We start from the raw sequence: 17,787 nt of genomic DNA, 5'->3' as shown, positions 1-17,787 counted from the left end.
ATGGAAGAATTAATTTATAGTATTGTTAGTGAAATCGTTGAGCATAAAGATGAAATCAAAATCGAAAAATTTGTTAAAAATGCACGCGAACACTACATTTTAACAGTTCACCCAGAAGATTGTGGGCGTATAATAGGGAAAAAAGGTACAGTGATTAACGCAATTCGTACTGTATTAAATTCAACAACATTTAGTAAAAAAGTTTACTTAGATTTAGTAGAAGAATAAGATAAATGTTAAGTAGGAGTCTGAAAGATAGATATCTTTCAGATTCCTATTTTTTAGTTGAATTTTGAATTAAGGACATGGAGAAGGTACAGATAATAACCGTTTTATAGAGTAGAGAAATGGGACATAGACTTATATTTTGTGTATAATAATATTAGCGTTAATTTAGGAGGTTATTATGATAGAGATAGTTGATGGATATTTAATTAATGATGACAATATAAAAATAGCATTTACCAATAGAAAGGTTGATGCGAAAAATAGTGAGGATATGAAAAGATTCTCTGATGAATATGGTTTTAATCATAAAAATATAGTCTTTAACACACAAGTTCACGGTGCGAATGTGCGTATTGTCGAATCGGATTCTGATATTAATGAAAATGGGAAGGAAGCTGATGGGTTAATTACTAATTTGGTTGCGACACCGTTATTGATTTTTACTGCTGATTGTGTACCTGTCGTTTTCTATGATAAAAAGCAAAGTGTTGCTGCTTTAGCTCATGCAGGATGGCGAGGAACATATGGTAATATTGCCGGGAAAATGGTGAATATTATGACAGGTAAATATGGTTGTAAAGTAGAAAATATTAAGACTATTATAGGACCGTCGGTTAGTGTTGATAACTATGAAGTTTCTTATGATCTTATAGAGAAATTCGCTGCTTTAGAAGTGCCGAATTATTATAAAGAAAAAGATGATAAATATTATTTAAATTTATGGCAATTGAATAAAGAATTGTTGAAAAAATGTGGTATACTAGAAGATAACATCAAAATTGTTGATTTCTGTACGGTTAGAGATAATGATAAATTCTTCTCATATAGATTAGATAATGCTACTCCAAAACGTATTGGAACGATAATTCAAATAGATTAAATTCATATAGAATAGAGGAAATAATATTGGAAAAAGATATTAAATTAGTTGAACAAGTAGCTACATTTAAGAGATTGCCGAAGAGTGATAGTAGATGGCGTGTAGCATTTTATTATATAGCGAAAGAATTTTGGGATTTAGAAGAGGTTTTCGTAATAATAGATAAAGTTCTTTATGAAGAACAAGGATTAAAAATTCCAGTTTTTAGAGAGTATAAAGAAGCTGAAGGATTCCAAATTTTTTCTAGTCATATAAAGGCGAAAGAATTCGTGGAGAAACAAGGTGATTTATTCGTTACTGCTAGTGGAGAAAAACTTATTGGTAGAATACGTCAAGGTGCGTTTAGAGAAGTGTTCGTTCCATTTTTTGCTGAGCAGAATTTTAATTATCTATTAAATGAGGATGAAGCGTTATTCGCTGATACATTCAAACGACTTCTTGCGGTTATGGAAGCTAGTGAAAATTATATTGTAGATGAAGAACAAGAAGCTATGTTAAAAGCAGGTGATGTTCAGAGTTTCTTTGCGGATATTTGTAAAAAATATATAGTATTAGTATAAAAAAGATCTTCAAACATATTTTGAACTGTATGTTTGAAGATTTTTGTTTTCTATTTAATGAATCTATTTCATGTTAATGAATCTATTTCATGCACAAAATTTATAACTCTAATTTTATTTTCCTCTAAAATAATTTAATGTGTAAGCTATAGCAATAAAGAAAATTATTACATAAAGAGTGTAGCTTGTGTATTGTGTAATTCCTCTAATATTTACTAAGTAGCTTTGAACACCGAATGGAATAAAGATTGCTGATATTAGAGGAGTAAGATTTTCTTTCCAAAATGCAATAATAAGTAGGAAAAATATTATTATTGTTAGAATAAAATATATTATTCTTGGTAAAGTAATGTAAAAACTTTCTGGATTTGGAAATGGATTATAGTAGAAAAATATAATTGCTAATAATACCAAGACTAAGGTGATTCCATTTCGTTCATTTTCTGTGATTTTAAAAATATCTTTAATTAACAACATATAACCGGATAATCCCCATAAAATTAAAACAACTAGTATAATTGCTAAATTAGCGAGGTTTAACTGTTTATTGAGATCAAAGTTAATATTAAATGTGTATAGAAAAGTGAAAATTAGAGCAAGTATGCAAGCTAATGTAATATATCTTTTAGTTTTCATATATCTCTCTTACCAAGCAACAAATGTTGCATCCTTTTTATTTTTTTCATATAATTTATATATAGAATTATAACATTAAGATAAATTATAAACAAGGAGATAAATAATGAAGAGTATAAAGTGTAAAAAATTATATTGTTTATTTGCATTTTTAGAAATCATATTATTAGTGATGATTTCTGGTTGGTATTATTTTTCGGAAAGAAAGATGGGGATGATAAGGCATATACTGTTTAGAAATGTATATAAGTTTCCGAAGTATTTTACAGATACAAATGTAAAGTTGTTGATAGCAATTTTTGTAGTATTTTTAATAATTCAATTGCTACTGTTAATTCGCACGCGAAAATATTTATTTAGCTTTATTTTAAATACACTATTTATTGGTTTATCGATATATTTTATTTTAAATAATAATTCTGATAAAGTTTTTATCTATTATTATCTAGTTATGTTTTTTGGGCTATTTAATTTAATAAGATTTTTACAATTTTTAACATTAAATCATAGAGTAGAGAAATAGAATCGAGATAATTATAGGTGTAAAAAAATATTAAGTACATTTAAACTTTTCTTTAAACTTTGTTTAAGTTGATGTTGGTAAGATAAAACTATGAGAAACGTAAATTAAAGATTTTTTATATAATAAGTTGTGAAACACAACGGAAAATAAAAATCAAAAAGGAGGATTTTTATGCAAAATAGAAATAACAATCAAAATAATAGAAATTTACAGGATTTTAATAATCAAGAAAATTATAACGAACAAAACAATTATCAAGGTTATCAAAATTATGATAATGTTGATAATTCTCAATATAATAATTTTGAAAATTTACAGGGAATGAATAATGAGCAGGTAGCTGCACCGCAAAAGAATAATTATGGAAAATTATTCTTAACTGTTTTTGCTGCGTTTGCTCTTGGAGCTACTAGTGTTTTTGGAGCGCAAGCTGTAATGGGAACTGGAAAAGCGTTGAATTCTTCAGTGACTGCTACGAAAGAAGATAAAGATAATCAACAAATTACGGTAAATGCGATTTCAAAAGCTAAAGATGCTGTAGTTTCAATCGTAAACTACCAAAGTAACTCTAACAATAATCTTGAGTCAATCTTAGGTGGAAATTCAAGGAAATCAGGAAGTGATTCTAGTAATTCTAGTGAACTAAAACCAGCTTCTAGTGGAAGTGGTGTTATTTATAAAAAATCAGGGAATACTGCTTATGTTGTAACTAACAATCACGTGGTAAACGGAGCTAAAAAATTATCGGTAATTTTAAGTGATGGAACTAATGTGAATGCAGAAGTTGTTGGAACTGATGTATGGACAGACTTAGCTGTACTAAAAATTAAAGGTGATAATGTGACAACTACAATGGATTTTGCTGATAGTGATAAAATTGCAGTAGGAGAAACAGCGTTTGCTATCGGATCTCCTCTTGATGTTAACTTATCTAATACTGTTACAAAAGGTATAGTATCTGCCGTAAATAGACAAATTCCTATGGATGTTGACGGTGATGGTAAAAATGACTGGAATCAAACTGTAATTCAGACTGATGCGGCTATTAACCCAGGTAACTCTGGTGGAGCGCTGATTAATAATGAAGGTAAACTTATCGGAATTAATGAATCGAAAATAGCAAAAGCAACAGAGAATGTAAGTGCCGAAGGAATAGGTTTTGGAATACCATCTAATGAGGTTAAAATAATAACTGAACAATTAGAACAAGCGGGTAAAGTAATTCGTCCAGCTCTAGGTGTTCAATTAGTATCTGTAAATACAGTTGATAGCGATACGTTGAAATCACAATTGAACTTCGAAGGTAAGCAAGGTGTCGTAGTTAGATTTGTTGAGAATGGTACACCAGCTGCACAAGCAGGGATAGAAAAATATGATATCATCACAAAATTAAATGGTGAAGATGTTAAGGATGTTGCTGCAGTCAGAAAATATCTATTTGAAAAAACAAAAATAGGTGATACTGTTAAAGTAACTTACTATAGAAATGGTAAAGAAAATACAACAAGTGTTGTAGTTCAAGCGTTAAATACAAGATAAAATAATTAGAACTTGGAATAGAATTCTCTGTTTCAAGTTCTATTAAATACTTGTTTGTAAAATGTTCGAAAGATAACGTTATTTTTATTATGGAAGTTTTAAAATAACATAATATCAGTGTTTTGAATTAGAGATATATAGGGATGCTGAAATAAAAAATGTTATGTATATAGTTTGAAAAGTGAAGAAAAATTTGCTAAAATAATGAAAATATGTTATTATTAGTTTGTAAAATTAAAAGAAAAGAATATAGGTGAATACATGAAAAAAGTAAGAAAAGCGATTATTCCAGCTGCGGGATACGGTACACGATTCCTACCTGCAACTAAAGCATTACCAAAAGAAATGCTACCTATTATCGATACTCCTACTATTCAATATATAGTGGAAGAAGCGGTAAAAGCTGGAATTGAAGATATAATTATTGTTACAGGAAAACAAAAAAGAGCTATCGAGGACCACTTTGATAGAAATGTTGAACTAGAAGTAGAATTAGAGAATAAAGGTAAGTTAGCGATGTTGGAAAAGGTGAAATACCCAACTCAACTTGCTAATATTCACTACGTACGTCAAAAAGAAATGGCTGGTCTAGGAGATGCGATCTTAACAGCACGTAGTTTCATTGGAGACGAACCATTTGCGGTATTACTAGGAGATGACGTAGTAATTAACGACGAGTATCCAGCAATTAAACAACTTATTGATAAAGCTGAGGAAACTGGATGTTCTGTAATCGGGGTTCAAACTGTTCCAGAAGATCAAACTCATAGATATGGTGTAATTGCACCTAAAGGACAAGATGGTCACTTGTACGAAGTTGAAACATTCGTAGAAAAACCAGCACCAGGAACTGCACCGTCTAACCAAGCCATCATGGGAAGATACGTTCTTAACCCAGGGATTTTCAAACACTTAGCTAAGAAGCAAGTAGGTGTTGGTGGAGAAGTTCAATTAACTGATGCTATTCAAATGTTAAATGAAGAAGAAAATGTTTATGCGTATGATTTCCAAGGTAAACGTTACGATGTAGGTGAAACTATTGGATTTGTTAAGACAACAATTGACTTTGCCCTTAAGAGTGATCTTAAAGATGAGTTAGTACCGTATCTAAAACAAAAATTAGCAGAATTAGAATAATAAACAAGAAATGATGCAGATTTAAACAAGGTTTGCATCATTTTTATTATATTTCAGGAGGTAATATGATTATTGATTATTTAGGTATCTATGGTATGTGTATAAAAGAAAATAAAGTATTGTGTATAAAAAAGGCAAGGGGACCTTATAAGAATAGATATGATTTACCAGGAGGTAGTCAAAAAACTAGTGAGGGATTTACGGAAACTTTAGTTAGAGAATTTCTAGAAGAAACAGGGTATAAAGTAATCTCCTACGATAATTGTAGAGCTTATGATGTATTTGTAGAAGAGGAAGAAGCTTACCCAAAAGACCTAAAACTTAACAAAGTTCATATGAGAACTCATAGACGCAGTGGTTTATTGATATCTAAATTCGCTTTGTGAAAGCTTTTTAGATATCTAATAAACTTTGCGGGGGTGACTCGACAAAATCGATTTTGATGTGTACCCAAAATTCTGGACACATATATATTTAATTTAGACAAGTGGATGTTATCCTGTATTGTACAGGAGGCATCCATTTTGTTTTTGATTGAATTCTCTTGTTGTTGTAATAATTTATATATTCAGATACAGCTTTACTAAACTCTTCAAATGACATATAAACCTTTTCATAACCATAATATATCTCCGTCTTCATTCTTCCAAAAAGTGATTCCATGATACTATTATCATAACAATTTCCCTTTCTAGACATCGATTGAATGATTCCATGTTTTTTTAACTCACTTCTATAGTGTGAATGTTGATACTGCCACCCTTGATCAGAATGCATAATTAATCCTTCTGTATTTGGAAATTTATTAAATGCTTGTTCTAACATCCTTTTTATCTGATCTAAATTTGGATGTAAAGATAAATCATATGATATTATTTCATTTGTATGCATATCTAGAATCGCTGAAAAATAGCACTTTCCCCATGAAAAATTGAATTGTGATACATCTGTAGTCCATTTCTGTAAAGGAGCAGTCGTACTAAAATCTCGATTTATTATATTATTAGCGACTTTTCCTACTGTTCCCTTATATGAATGGTATCTTTCTTTAGGAGTTTTCCCTTTCAATCCTTCTTTATGCATAAGACTTTGTACTCGTTTATGATTTACTTTAAAACCTCTATTAATTAGTTCATTGTGAACTCTACGGACACCATATAGTCCTTTATTTTCGGTAAAAATAATTTTAATTTCTTTTAACACTGGTTCATTACGAATAGCCTCAACATCTACTTCTTCCTTATTTACTAAATAATAATACGTTGATTTTGCCATTCCTATTTCTTGTAAAAGGCATTTTAATTGATATCCTTTTTTTCTAAGTTCTTTGATGATTGCTGCTTTTTCGCCTTGAGTTGCGCAGCCCATTTTTCTCGCCTCAAGGCTATTAATTTTTTTATTATTTCTTTTTCCGCTTTAATATTTTCGATTTCCGTTTTTATAAATTTATTTTCTGCACGTAATCTAATTAATTCTTCTCTTTCTGATTCTTTTAATGGTTTAGGACTACTGTTTTCTTTCATGATAGGTACCTTTCTTGGTCTTTCTTTCTTCTCATCTACAAGTCCATTATAACCTTTTTCCTTATATTTTTGAACCCATTTATACAGTGTCCTATAGTTAATTCCATTGTCTAGTGCAACGGAATTATATGAATAACCAGCTAAAATTTTAGAAACTAATACTAGTTTTTCTTCTGGATTCCACTTCTTATTTTTTGTTTTATGTCGCAAGACACTTACTTCTAACGAATCAACCATTCTTTTCCATTTTCTAATAGTATCTTTAAATTTTCTAGTGGTTATTCCGTTAGGTGTATCTGGATATTCCCCTCTTTCATACATCTCAACACATTTTACTTTAAATTCAAAACTATAACGCATAAAAATACCCCTTTCACTGGTTTGTCCAGTAAAAGGGGTACATATCATTTCTTCGAAATCACGATTTTTGAGCCACTCCCATCATATGATGGTCTTTTATGATGTAGAAATAGAAAGTCATCAGTTGGAAGAGATACAAACAATTTTAGATGATGAAATAAATGATTCAGATGGAATATGTTGGTTGGAGATTAATAAAATAAATATTGATAATGCTTCACCGCTTCTTCTAAAATTAAAACAGGAAATACTGAATGATAGTAATATATTAGAAAAAATAGAATATAAATCTTGGAAAATATTATAAAATGTTATACCGACTTTGAAAGTTAGAGAAAAAATCTAACTATTACGGGGTCGGTATTTTTGTAATTAAAAAATAAACTTCTCTATACATCTTCTATAATACAGATATATAGAGAAATTTGGTATTGGTAGTATAACATGTAATTATTTAAAGTATATAAAAAAGTGTTTTAAATACTTGTTTTATACGATTTTAGTACATAAGTATGACAGAAACATCTATACTTAATAGATATTTTTTATATAATTAATAAAATGTTGTTATATGTGTAAATGTATACATTGTTATAGTTTATGAGATTATGTAAATTGATAACTATTTTCAATTGTACATAATTTGAATAAATAAAAAGTCTAAAAAAAATTAGAATGAAAATCCTTTTTTACTAACATTCTGTATGAAAAACGTAGTATTTATATAAAAAAATTTAAATATATATTGTTTTTTTAATAAAATAAATCTTTACAAAAAGTTGTATACTGTTATACAATAAATGTAGTAGAAGTTTGGAACTACTGCTTGTAAACAAATTTTAAAGAAAGGAGGAAAAATGGAATGTTAGAGTTTAATGTTGAAAAAATCAATATCCCCCTTAAACAACACGTTGGTGGCCCTTGTCAACCAATTGTAAATGTTGGTGATCATGTTAAACGTGGTCAACTAGTTGCAACTCCCAATGGGCTAGGGGCAAATATTCACACTAGTTTATCAGGTGTAGTAGAAGAAGTTAATGACATGGAAATTGTTGTTAAATTAGATAAAGAACAAACTGATGACTATGTTAGATTAGAGAAAACTGATGATAAACTTCAAAAAATTAAAGATGCTGGTATCGTTGGAGTTGGTGGAGCTGGATTCCCAACTGGAATTAAGTTATCTGCACAAATCCCTGGAGGATATGTTATTGCCAATGCAGCAGAATGTGAACCAATTTTAGGTCACAACGTAAAATTCATGGAAGATCATCCAGAAGTTTTAGTTAGAGGTTTAAAATACATAGTTGAATTAACTGGTGCGAAAGAAGGATACATTGCTATTAAAACAAAATATCGTAAAGCACTACTAGCATTAGGTAAAGTATGTAAAAATGAGCCTAATATTAGTATTAAAATTTTGCCTAATATGTATCCTGCTGGTGACGAAAGAGTTATCGTAAGAGAAACTCTTGGTGTAATCTTAAAACCAGGTCAATTGCCACTAGAAGCAAATGCAATCATTTCAAATGTAGAAACTATCAAACGTATAGTAGAAGCGATTGAAGAAGACAAACCACTTATTGATAAAGATATTACTGTTGGTGGTCGTGTTCAAAATCCTGGTATTTTCTTAGATGTACCAATTGGATTACCAATAAGCGTATTTATAGAAAAAGCTGGTGGTTATATTAATCCACACGGAGAAATAGTGCGCGGTGGTCCATTCACAGGACGTCCTGCATTAGAAACAGACCCAATCAACAAAACAACAGGTGGGTTACTTGTAGCAATGCCATATCCACAAGAAAAAGAAAAAGTAGGAATACTTATTTGTGAATGTGGAGCACAAGAAGAACGCTTGAGACAAATAGCTGATGGCATGGGTGCAGAAGTAGTATCTGTTCAAATGTGTAAACGTATGAAACCTGATAAAAATGGAAGACTACGTTGCGAATTACCTGGTATTTGTCCAGGACAAGCGGAAAAAGTATTGAAAATGAAAAAAGATGGTGCGAAAGCAGTTATCACTGGTACTTGTCAAGATTGAACTAACACCGTGACAGGTGTAGCTCCTAGGTTAGGAGTAAAAGTTTATCATAGTACCGATCATGTGCTTCGTGCCACTGACCATCATTTATACAGAAGCTATAAAAGCTTAGAATTACATAATAATAAATAATTAGTTGGAGGTTAGAAGTAATGTCAATTACAGTAGAAACTGCAAAAGAGCACTTAAATGATAAAGCGGTATTTTGTTGCAGAGCTGAGGAAGGTATCGTAATTAGTCCAGAAAACTTAGAAGATCCAGGATTATTCGATGATCTAGTAGATTCAGGATTATTATCATTCCCAGATGATGCATTAACAATCGGACAAGTATTAGGAGCTAAATTATTAAAAACAACAGACGCTCTAATACCTATTACACCAGGTATCATTGATGCCGTACAAGGTGGAGAAGAAAAAGCAGAAGAAAAAGAAGAAGTAGTAGAGGCTCCAGTAGCTGAAGTTAGCGCACCAGTTGCGCCTGTTGCTCCGGTTACGCCGGTAGCTCAAGTACAAGCTCCAGCAGGAGTATTAAAACTACAAATCGGAAAAGGTGAAAACATTAACCTTGAAATTCCATTAGCAGCTATCGGTGGACAAGCAGCTCCAGTAGCACAAGCTCCAGTTCAAGCAGTGGAAGCTAAAGCTGTTGAAGCAGCAAAAGCAGAAGCAGTAGCAGCAAAAGTGGAAGAAAAACACGAAGGAGAACCTAAATTTATTCGTTCTCTACACACTAAACACTACAAAATTGATAAAGTAGAATTTGGTGAAAAAACAGAAATTAAAGGAACTACTTTAGTTTTAAGAACAGCAGAAGATTTATGTAAAGAAGCTGCTGAATCAGAAGCTTTAGTAGAAAGTGTTAAATTAGAAATTATCACTCCTGAACAATATGACACTTACAGTGAAACAATCATGGACGTTCAACCAATCGCTGTTAAAGAAGAAGGAGAAATCGGACACGGGGTTACTCGTGAACTAAAAGGTGTAGTAATGGTTCTTACAGGAACTGATGCTAACGGAGTTCAAATCGGGGAATTCGGTTCTTCTGAAGGTGAATTAGAACGTAACATTATGTGGGGTCGTCCAGGAGCTCCAGATAAAGGTGAAATCTTCATTAAAGGTCAAGTTACAATTAAAGCAGGAGCTAACATGGAACGTCCAGGACCATTAGCAGCTCACAAAGCATTCGACCACATTACAGAAGAAATTCGTAAAGCTCTTAAAGAATTAGACGATGAAAGCCTAGTAGTTGGAAACATCAATATTGAACAATATCGTCATCCAGGAAACAAAAAAGTATTAATCGTTAAAGAAATCATGGGACAAGGTGCTATGCACGATAACTTAATTTTACCGGTAGAACCAGTTGGAACACTTGGTGCTAAACCAAACGTAGACCTTGGTAACCTACCAGTAATGCTTGCACCAACAGAAATCTTAGACGGTGGTATCCACGCATTAACTTGTATTGGACCAGCTTCTAAAGAAACTTCTCGTCACTATTACCGTGAACCATTAGTACTTGAAGCAATGGCTGATGAAGAAATCGACTTAGTAGGGGTATTATTAGTTGGATCACCTCAAGCTAACTCAGAAAAATTCTATGTATCTAAACGTGTAGGTATGACTATCGAAGCAATGGACATCGATGGTGCTATCGTAACAACTGAAGGATTTGGTAACAACCACATCGACTTCGCTTCTCACATTGAAGAAATCGGTAAACGTGGAGTATCAGTAGTTGGTATGACTTACTCAGCAGTACAAGGTGCCCTTGTAGTAGGTAACGAATACATGAAAGCTATGGTTGATAACAACAAATCTAAACAAGGTATTGAAAACGAAATTCTTTCAAACAATACATTATGTAAAGAAGATGCTATCCGTGCTTTAGCAATGCTTAAAACACAAATGGGTGGCGGAACAATTAAAAAAGCTGAAAGAAAATGGAATCCTAACGTTAAATTAAATAACATAGAAGTTATTGAAAAAACTACAGGACAAAAAGTAGAATTACTTGATAACGAACAAGTATTACCAAAATCTAAAAAACGTCAAGAAATCTACGAAAAAGAAGATTAATTTTTAAAGAGGATAGGAAATAAGTTATGATTGAAAAATTAAAATATGCATCTACAGAAAGAGTGTTCGAAGGGATTATAGTTGATCATAACGACGCCAGCGTTACGATAGACATTAAAGGACGCTTAGGGCAATTTAAAATTCCTATGAGAATGTTAATTTCTGATTATCCAGTAAAAATTGGCCAAGAGGTAGCATTTTTACTAAGTTATCCAGAAGTTATAAACGAAGAACCTGACGAACATTATGTAAATGCAATATTAAACACAAAAAAATTACAAGAAGAAGTAAAAAACAGACTAAATGAAGAATAGTAGGAAGGAGAAATTAGAATGTCATTAACGATATTTGAAGGTCTACAATCAGAAATTTTTGTACCTATTACACCAAAACCAGTTTGGGCTCCAGTAACTAAAGAGTTAAAAGATATGAAAGTAGCATTAGCTACAGCAGCAGGAGTTCACTTAAAAACAGATAAAAGATTTAACTTAGCAGGGGATACTACATTCCGTGAAATCCCAGATACTGCTCACAGTACAGATCTTATGGTATCACACGGTGGATATGATAACGCTGATGCTAACAAAGACATCAACTGTATGTTCCCAATCGATAGATTACACGAACTTGCAAAAGAAGGATTCATCGGTAGTGTAGCAGAATTCCACTATGGTTTCATGGGTGGTGGTGGAGACCAAGAGGCTTTCACAAACTCTACAGGACCAGCGATTGCTAAAAAATTAAAAGAAGAAAATGTTGATGCAGTTATTTTAACTGCTGGTTGAGGTACTTGTCACAGAACTGCCGTGATCGTGCAGAGAGCAATTGAGGAAGCAGGTATTCCAACAATCTTAATAGCAGCACTACCTCCAGTAGTGCGTCAAAACGGTACTCCTAGAGCCGTTGCACCACTTGTACCAATGGGTGCTAACGCTGGGGAACCAGGAAACGTTGAGCAACAAACACAAATTCTAAAAGCAACATTAGAGCAACTAATTAAAATACCAAGTTCAGGTAAAATAGTTCCTCTTCCATTTGAGTATATTGCTCACGTGTAGGAGAAATATCAGAAGAGGGACGGGTGTCCCTCTTCTTTTTTGATGAAATATCTGTACTAGTAAACAACTTACATACTGTATTAATACAGAAAATAAAATAGTAAGGGATTGATAGTTATGTCAAAAGAGAGATTGCAAATAAAAGCATTTCATATGAAAAATGTTGTTTTAGGGAAAAAAGTGAAAATTGAAAACAATGAACTTATTATTCCAACAGAGATTGAATATGATAAAAATATTTTTGAAAGTGTAGAGGTGAAAATAATTAAACCTCGTGAACATGATTTTTATGTGAATACTATAATGGATATAGTTCCTATATCTACAAAGGTTTTAGGAAGACTTGGTGAAGGGATTACGCATACTTTAACAGGGGTATATATGTTGTTAACAGGTGCGAATACTAAAGGTGAACAAATGCATGAATTTGGTTCTTCAGAAGGTATTCTTAAAGAACAACTTGTGCTAAATAAAGCGGGATCACCAGCTGACAGTGATTATTTAATACATATTGATGTTATTATTAAATCAGACGTGGATTTTGATAGAGCTTTAGCATTTTCTATTTTTGAATTATCAGATGTATATTTACAAAATATACGAGAAGTGATGAAAGTTCTTAGCGGACGTGATGCTGATGAAGTTCACGAATTTTATAATCCAAAAAATCCTGGAAAACCTAAAGTAGCTTTAGTTAAGGAAGTTGCAGGACAAGGGATGATGTATGATAATCAGTTATTCCCAATAGAACCTAGTGGAATAGATAAAGGTATTTCTATTATAGATATGAACAATATGCCAGTGCTACTAACAGCTAACGAATATCGTGATGGCGCTATAAGAGCAATGGTATAGAAAGAGGTGTTATTATGGGTATTGGACCATCTACAAAAGAAACAAGCTTACACCACTTTAGAGATCCATTATTAGATGTACTAGCGGAAGATCCTGATATCGACTTTCAAGGGGTAATTGTAGTAGGAACGCCGCAGGATAATCGATTAAAACATTTAGTTGGATGGCGAGCTGCAACATGGTTAGAAGCAATGAGAACTGATGGAGCTATTATCTCAGCGGATGGTTGGGGAAATAGTGATGTTGACTATGCTAATACTATGTTTGAAATAGGAGAGCGTGGAATTTCTATCGTAGGACTAAAATTTATGGGTAAACATAAATTTGTAGTTGAAAATCAATACACGAAGTTCGTTTTAGATTTTAATAAATCTGAAGAAGGTGTAGAAACAGAAATAGTTTGTCAAAATAATATTGATTATACTGATGCTAGAAAGGCATTGGCATTATTAAAACTTAAAATGAGACAAGATGCAAATAACAAATAACAAAAGGCAATAATTAAGGAGTGAATTATTATGAAACTAAATAAAATGATTTCAGTTATCGATACACATACAGCAGGAGAAGCTGCTCGTTTAGTTACAGCAGGAATTCCAAAAATTCCTGGTAAAGATATGGTTGAGAAAAAACAATATTTCATCGAACATCTTGATGACGTAAGAAAATCAGTAATGTTTGAACCGCGTGGACACCAAGATATGTTTGGGGCATTCTTATTACCACCAACAAAAGAAGAAGCTGATTTTGGACTAGTATTCATGGATACTGGTGGTTACTTAAACATGTGTGGACACAACACTATCGCAGCTGTTACAGCAGCTGTAGAAACAGGTATGGTAGATGTTGAAGAAGGTGCTACTGAAAAAGAAGTTGTTGTAGAAACACCTGCTGGATTAATTTATGCAACTGCTAAATTAAAAGACAATGGAACTAAAGTAAAAGAAGTTTCATTTAGAAACGTTGAGTCATTCTTATACAAACGTGATGTAGAACTTGATGTAGAAGGAGTAGGACACGTTAAATTTGATATCTCATTTGGTGGAAGTTTCTTCTGTATTATTTCTGCAGACCAACTTGGTTTAGAAGTTAAACCAGAAAATGCTTCTAAACTAAAAGATGCTGGATTAAAAATTCGTGATGCAATTAATGCGAATATTGAAATTCAACACCCAACATTAGCTCACATTAAAACTGTAGACTTAGTTGAAATTTATGATAAACCATCTCACCCAGAAGCTACATTCAAAAATGTTGTAGTATTTGGTGATGGAAATATTGACCGTTCACCTTGTGGAACTGGTACTTCAGCTAAATTAGCTACATTATATGCAAAAGGTGAATTAAAACCAGGTGAACCTTTTGTTTACGAAAGTATTTTAGGTACATTATTCAAAGGTAGAATTGTTGAAGAACGTAAATTAGCAGACTTCGATGCTATTATCCCAGAAATTACAGGTTCTGGTTACATCTTAGGATTCAGTAACTATGTTTATGATCCAGATGATTCACTTACATACGGATTCTTATTAGGATAGGAGAGAAAATTATATGAACTTAGTAACGATATTATTAACATTACTAGGGCTGTCAGCACTATATTTCGTAGTGATGTGGGCGTTAGATATTATTAAAAATAAAGGTGAAGTAGGCGAAGATTCTAATCCAATCGTTGGATTTGTAATTGGTTTCGTTACAGACTTCATGGATACATTAGGTATTGGTAGTTTTGCACCAACAACATTATTAGCAAAAGTAACAGGATTTATTAAAAATGACAGATTATTACCAGGGACGTTAAATATCGGTCACACTATTCCAGTATTAATCGAAGCATTCTTATTCATTCAATCTGTAAAAGTTGATGCTGTTACTTTATTATCAATGATTGTTTCAGCTGTTGTTGGAGCTTTAATTGGTGGACGTATAGTAACGAAATTACCAGAGAAAAAAATTCAAGTTGTAATGGGATTTGCATTACTTATTACTGCAGGATTAATGTTTGCTAGTAAAATGGGATGGTTAGCTCTTCTTGGTGCTAATAATACTGCATTACACTTAACAGGAATTGCTCTTGTAGTAGGTGTTGTAGGTAACTTTATCTTTGGAGCATTGATGATGGCAGGAGTTGGTCTTTATGCACCATGTTTAGCTATGGTTTCATTATTAGGAATGGATCCAAAAGCAGCATTCCCAATTATGATGGGATCTTGTGCAGCTCTTATGGCGATTGGTTCACCTAAGTTTATTAAAGAAGGATTATACCCAAGAAAAGGTACTATAGGATTAACTATAGGGGGAATTATTGGGGTAATCGTTGGATACCAATTTATTACTTCTCTATCATTAAATAGCTTGTTATGGCTAATTATTGTAGTAGTAGTAATTACAGGATTTGATATGTTGAGAAAAGGGCTTAAAAAAGCAGCTTAATATAAAAGTAAAAAGCGAGGTTTGAGAAATCAAACTTCGCTTTTTGTGTTTTAGAAATTTTTACTTTTTGTGACTTTCACTAACTAAATTTTGTTTTTTCATTGATACAACTGCAGAATAACAGAAGACTGCAACTGCCACCCAAATTATTGAGAATGATATTAATTTTTGAACACTTAATTCTTCCCCATAAACAAAAATTCCGATGAAAAATTGCATTGTAGGTGGTAAATATTGTAAAATTCCTAACATATATAGAGGGATATCCGTTGCTCCTTTAGCAAATAACATTAGAGGCACAGCTGTAATGACACCAGATAATAATAGATAAATTAGTGTGTCTGTTCCAAAAGTATGGAATGTTACAGAATTATTTGATGCTAGATAACCCATATAGATTATTGCTATTGGAGATACTATTGCAGTTTCAATTAGTAAGCTTGCTTTAGGGCTAAGTATAATTTTCTTTTTACATAAACTATAAAGTCCAAATGTCAATGCAAGCATGATTGATATCCAAGGTAGAGACCCTAATGAGATAAATAAGTATAATAGTGAACCACCAACAAAAAGACAAGCTATAGTCTGTGTACGAGTTAGTTTTTCTTTTAAAAATACTACAGCTAAGATAATTGTAACGATTGGATTTAAGTAATATCCAAAACTTGCTTCTAATACGTGGTTAGTATTTACTGCGATTATGTATGTTAGCCAGTTTCCAGTAATTAAAAACGAAGCTAGAACTAGTAGTAAAAAACTTTTTTTGTTATCCCAGATTTTTTTTATTTCTTCAAAAATAGTTTTCTTATTTTTAGCAATTCCTACTACTAAAATCATAAAAATAAATGAACATAGAATTCGCATTGCTAAAACTTCATATGCACCTATGCTTTTTAGCAGTTTAAAATATATGGGGAAGAGTCCCCAGGAAAAGTAACAAATAAGAATAGCTACTAAACTTTTTTGAGTATTATTCATAATAATCCTCCTTTTAAAATAGATTTATTTACTTTATAGTAAATTAAGTATAACGAAAATAACAACATTTTTCAATGGAAACTTTCAATTACTTGAAAAACATTCGAATTATTTTCATATTTATATTATTTGTTATGTATTTATATAAATCATATATATTGTATTTGCAATACTATGATTCATTAACATTATAAAAATGGTACATCAAAAAAATTAATATATTTTTTATATTTTAAAATACAAAAGCTTAAAAATGAGGTTTCTTAAAAATTAATTATATTTTATGTAAATCTTTATGCTAAGATATTTTAGAGAACCAACTATAACGCTTAAGAAAACGTTTTAATTTATTTGAGAAATAGTATAAAATAAAAATATAAGGAAATATACTGTAAGAGTAGTGTGGGAGAGGACGCAAGACACCGAAGGTACAAGTTAATATTTGGCAAATATTAATGAAATTCTCAGGTAAAAAGACCATACTAGGACAGAACTCTGAAGCGAGACAACAGGGAGAAAGCTAACTTTCTTTCTGTTTTTTATTTTTTAGGAGGAGTAACATGAAACTAATAACTAACAATCCAAAATTTATTGAGGAGAACTTAAAAGATATAGAAATTGAGTATTTAGATGTGAGTTATATAGATATCTTAAGAAAGGTAAGAGACTATGTTCATGAAAACTGGGAGATAGTAACACATCCTCTTTATGGTAGTGTGAAACCAAATGAAACGATTTATAGGACGATTGTCATAAAAGAAAATAATTCTTTGGATATAACGTCGGTTAATTTAATCTCAGATGCGGTATTAACATTTAAAAAATTTAGAAATAATAGAGAAGTGCCTCAGTGGACTGATAGAGTAAAAGATGATTTTAGTGTCATCGATCATGATTTAATAATAAATGCGATAAATAGAATTTTATAAATAATAAATAAAAG

The 17,787-nt window shown here is 31.6% G+C and carries 20 protein-coding genes and 1 riboswitch; of the genes, 16 read left to right on the top strand and 4 right to left on the bottom strand.

Annotation, left to right across the window (positions count from 1 at the left end; translation table 11 throughout):
- From FOC48_RS07825 to FOC48_RS07815, 3 genes are all read left to right on the top strand, one after another.
- On the top strand, positions 1–228 hold the full coding sequence (locus FOC48_RS07825; RefSeq protein ID WP_003147770.1) for a KH domain-containing protein: 228 nt from the start codon (positions 1–3) through the stop codon (positions 226–228).
- Positions 229–406: 178 nt separating this feature from the next.
- Entirely contained in the window at positions 407–1,108 is a 702-nt protein-coding gene (gene pgeF, locus FOC48_RS07820) for a peptidoglycan editing factor PgeF (RefSeq protein ID WP_003147771.1), read from the top strand.
- 26 nt (positions 1,109–1,134) lie between these two features.
- Entirely contained in the window at positions 1,135–1,668 is a 534-nt protein-coding gene (locus tag FOC48_RS07815; protein ID WP_003147772.1) for a hypothetical protein, read from the top strand.
- Between the two features lie 114 nt (positions 1,669–1,782).
- Here the strand turns inward: FOC48_RS07815 and FOC48_RS07810 are convergent, their stop codons facing one another.
- Positions 1,783–2,145, bottom strand: coding sequence for a hypothetical protein (locus FOC48_RS07810; RefSeq protein ID WP_254263175.1), 363 nt, complete (start codon positions 2,143–2,145; stop codon positions 1,783–1,785).
- A gap of 853 nt (positions 2,146–2,998) precedes the next feature.
- Between FOC48_RS07810 and FOC48_RS07805 the strand changes: the two genes are divergently transcribed.
- From FOC48_RS07805 to FOC48_RS10020, 3 genes are all read left to right on the top strand, one after another.
- Positions 2,999–4,366: a S1C family serine protease gene (locus FOC48_RS07805; protein WP_003147775.1), complete on the top strand. Its 1,368-nt coding sequence runs from the start codon at positions 2,999–3,001 to the stop codon at positions 4,364–4,366.
- Between the two features lie 261 nt (positions 4,367–4,627).
- Positions 4,628–5,503 carry a UTP--glucose-1-phosphate uridylyltransferase GalU gene (galU, locus tag FOC48_RS07800; protein WP_003147776.1) on the top strand — a complete coding sequence of 292 codons (876 nt, stop codon included), beginning with the start codon at positions 4,628–4,630 and terminating at the stop codon, positions 5,501–5,503.
- 65 nt (positions 5,504–5,568) lie between these two features.
- Entirely contained in the window at positions 5,569–5,889 is a 321-nt protein-coding gene (locus tag FOC48_RS10020; RefSeq protein ID WP_003147777.1) for an NUDIX domain-containing protein, read from the top strand.
- 88 nt (positions 5,890–5,977) lie between these two features.
- Here FOC48_RS10020 and FOC48_RS07790 read toward each other — a convergent pair whose 3' ends face one another.
- Both FOC48_RS07790 and FOC48_RS07785 read right to left on the bottom strand, forming a co-directional pair.
- Complete coding sequence (locus tag FOC48_RS07790) at positions 5,978–6,871, bottom strand: IS3 family transposase (protein WP_081459805.1); 894 nt, start codon at positions 6,869–6,871, stop codon at positions 5,978–5,980.
- Positions 6,802–7,386 carry a transposase gene (locus tag FOC48_RS07785; RefSeq protein WP_003147779.1) on the bottom strand — a complete coding sequence of 195 codons (585 nt, stop codon included), beginning with the start codon at positions 7,384–7,386 and terminating at the stop codon, positions 6,802–6,804. Before FOC48_RS07785 ends, FOC48_RS07790 begins: the two co-directional genes overlap by 70 nt.
- An 85-nt stretch (positions 7,387–7,471) precedes the next feature.
- Between FOC48_RS07785 and FOC48_RS07780 the strand changes: the two genes are divergently transcribed.
- The 9 genes from FOC48_RS07780 to FOC48_RS07740 all read left to right on the top strand — a co-directional run bounded on the left by FOC48_RS07780 (position 7,472) and on the right by FOC48_RS07740 (position 15,866).
- A complete protein-coding gene (locus tag FOC48_RS07780; RefSeq protein WP_003147780.1) occupies positions 7,472–7,693 on the top strand; it encodes an NUDIX hydrolase in 222 nt (73 codons plus the stop codon).
- A 555-nt stretch (positions 7,694–8,248) separates the two neighbouring features.
- The gene (prdC, locus tag FOC48_RS07775) at positions 8,249–9,568 is read left to right on the top strand and encodes a proline reductase-associated electron transfer protein PrdC (protein WP_172497919.1); all 1,320 of its coding nucleotides are present in this window, start codon (positions 8,249–8,251) and stop codon (positions 9,566–9,568) included.
- A gap of 20 nt (positions 9,569–9,588) precedes the next feature.
- Complete coding sequence (gene prdA, locus FOC48_RS07770; RefSeq protein WP_003147782.1) at positions 9,589–11,520, top strand: D-proline reductase (dithiol) proprotein PrdA; 1,932 nt, start codon at positions 9,589–9,591, stop codon at positions 11,518–11,520.
- 26 nt (positions 11,521–11,546) lie between these two features.
- The gene (locus tag FOC48_RS07765) at positions 11,547–11,834 is read left to right on the top strand and encodes a CBO2463/CBO2479 domain-containing protein (RefSeq protein WP_003147783.1); all 288 of its coding nucleotides are present in this window, start codon (positions 11,547–11,549) and stop codon (positions 11,832–11,834) included.
- Between the two features lie 18 nt (positions 11,835–11,852).
- Entirely contained in the window at positions 11,853–12,578 is a 726-nt protein-coding gene (gene prdB / locus FOC48_RS10015) for a D-proline reductase (dithiol) protein PrdB (protein WP_081459798.1), read from the top strand.
- Between the two features lie 117 nt (positions 12,579–12,695).
- Positions 12,696–13,433, top strand: a complete 738-nt coding sequence (prdD, locus tag FOC48_RS07755; RefSeq protein WP_003147786.1) for a proline reductase cluster protein PrdD — start codon at positions 12,696–12,698, stop codon at positions 13,431–13,433.
- A 14-nt stretch (positions 13,434–13,447) separates the two neighbouring features.
- Positions 13,448–13,921, top strand: a complete 474-nt coding sequence (locus FOC48_RS07750; RefSeq protein WP_003147787.1) for a glycine/sarcosine/betaine reductase component B subunit — start codon at positions 13,448–13,450, stop codon at positions 13,919–13,921.
- A gap of 30 nt (positions 13,922–13,951) precedes the next feature.
- Positions 13,952–14,971 (top strand): proline racemase family protein, encoded by a 1,020-nt coding sequence (locus tag FOC48_RS07745; RefSeq protein WP_003147788.1) that lies wholly within the window; start codon positions 13,952–13,954, stop codon positions 14,969–14,971.
- A gap of 13 nt (positions 14,972–14,984) precedes the next feature.
- A complete protein-coding gene (locus FOC48_RS07740; RefSeq protein ID WP_003147789.1) occupies positions 14,985–15,866 on the top strand; it encodes a sulfite exporter TauE/SafE family protein in 882 nt (293 codons plus the stop codon).
- A gap of 60 nt (positions 15,867–15,926) precedes the next feature.
- Here the strand turns inward: FOC48_RS07740 and rarD are convergent, their stop codons facing one another.
- On the bottom strand, positions 15,927–16,844 hold the full coding sequence (gene rarD, locus FOC48_RS07735) for an EamA family transporter RarD (RefSeq protein WP_003147790.1): 918 nt from the start codon (positions 16,842–16,844) through the stop codon (positions 15,927–15,929).
- Positions 16,845–17,237: 393 nt separating this feature from the next.
- Positions 17,238–17,334, top strand: a riboswitch (glycine riboswitch).
- 70 nt (positions 17,335–17,404) lie between these two features.
- Here rarD and FOC48_RS07730 point away from each other — a divergent pair.
- The gene (locus FOC48_RS07730) at positions 17,405–17,773 is read left to right on the top strand and encodes a GrdX family protein (RefSeq protein WP_003147791.1); all 369 of its coding nucleotides are present in this window, start codon (positions 17,405–17,407) and stop codon (positions 17,771–17,773) included.
- Positions 17,774–17,787: the final 14 nt, after the last annotated feature.

The organism is Gemella haemolysans (assembly GCF_012273215.1).
Taxonomy (GTDB): domain Bacteria; phylum Bacillota; class Bacilli; order Staphylococcales; family Gemellaceae; genus Gemella; species Gemella haemolysans_A.
Note: the sequence above shows the minus strand (reverse complement) of the source record. Positions and strands in the feature narration are given on the sequence as shown.

Coding starts and splice junctions, on each gene's coding strand:
- FOC48_RS07765 (WP_003147783.1), top strand. CDS start 11,547: ATGATTGAAAAATTAAAATATGCATCTACAGAAAGAGTGTTCGAAGGG.
- FOC48_RS07810 (WP_254263175.1), bottom strand. CDS start 2,145: ATGTTGTTAATTAAAGATATTTTTAAAATCACAGAAAATGAACGAAAT.
- FOC48_RS07750 (WP_003147787.1), top strand. CDS start 13,448: ATGGGTATTGGACCATCTACAAAAGAAACAAGCTTACACCACTTTAGA.
- FOC48_RS07780 (WP_003147780.1), top strand. CDS start 7,472: ATGATGGTCTTTTATGATGTAGAAATAGAAAGTCATCAGTTGGAAGAG.
- FOC48_RS10020 (WP_003147777.1), top strand. CDS start 5,569: ATGATTATTGATTATTTAGGTATCTATGGTATGTGTATAAAAGAAAAT.
- FOC48_RS07740 (WP_003147789.1), top strand. CDS start 14,985: ATGAACTTAGTAACGATATTATTAACATTACTAGGGCTGTCAGCACTA.
- galU (WP_003147776.1), top strand. CDS start 4,628: ATGAAAAAAGTAAGAAAAGCGATTATTCCAGCTGCGGGATACGGTACA.
- FOC48_RS07745 (WP_003147788.1), top strand. CDS start 13,952: ATGAAACTAAATAAAATGATTTCAGTTATCGATACACATACAGCAGGA.
- pgeF (WP_003147771.1), top strand. CDS start 407: ATGATAGAGATAGTTGATGGATATTTAATTAATGATGACAATATAAAA.
- FOC48_RS07825 (WP_003147770.1), top strand. CDS start 1: ATGGAAGAATTAATTTATAGTATTGTTAGTGAAATCGTTGAGCATAAA.
- FOC48_RS07785 (WP_003147779.1), bottom strand. CDS start 7,386: ATGCGTTATAGTTTTGAATTTAAAGTAAAATGTGTTGAGATGTATGAA.
- prdD (WP_003147786.1), top strand. CDS start 12,696: ATGTCAAAAGAGAGATTGCAAATAAAAGCATTTCATATGAAAAATGTT.
- FOC48_RS07805 (WP_003147775.1), top strand. CDS start 2,999: ATGCAAAATAGAAATAACAATCAAAATAATAGAAATTTACAGGATTTT.
- FOC48_RS07790 (WP_081459805.1), bottom strand. CDS start 6,871: ATGGGCTGCGCAACTCAAGGCGAAAAAGCAGCAATCATCAAAGAACTT.
- FOC48_RS07730 (WP_003147791.1), top strand. CDS start 17,405: ATGAAACTAATAACTAACAATCCAAAATTTATTGAGGAGAACTTAAAA.
- prdA (WP_003147782.1), top strand. CDS start 9,589: ATGTCAATTACAGTAGAAACTGCAAAAGAGCACTTAAATGATAAAGCG.
- rarD (WP_003147790.1), bottom strand. CDS start 16,844: ATGAATAATACTCAAAAAAGTTTAGTAGCTATTCTTATTTGTTACTTT.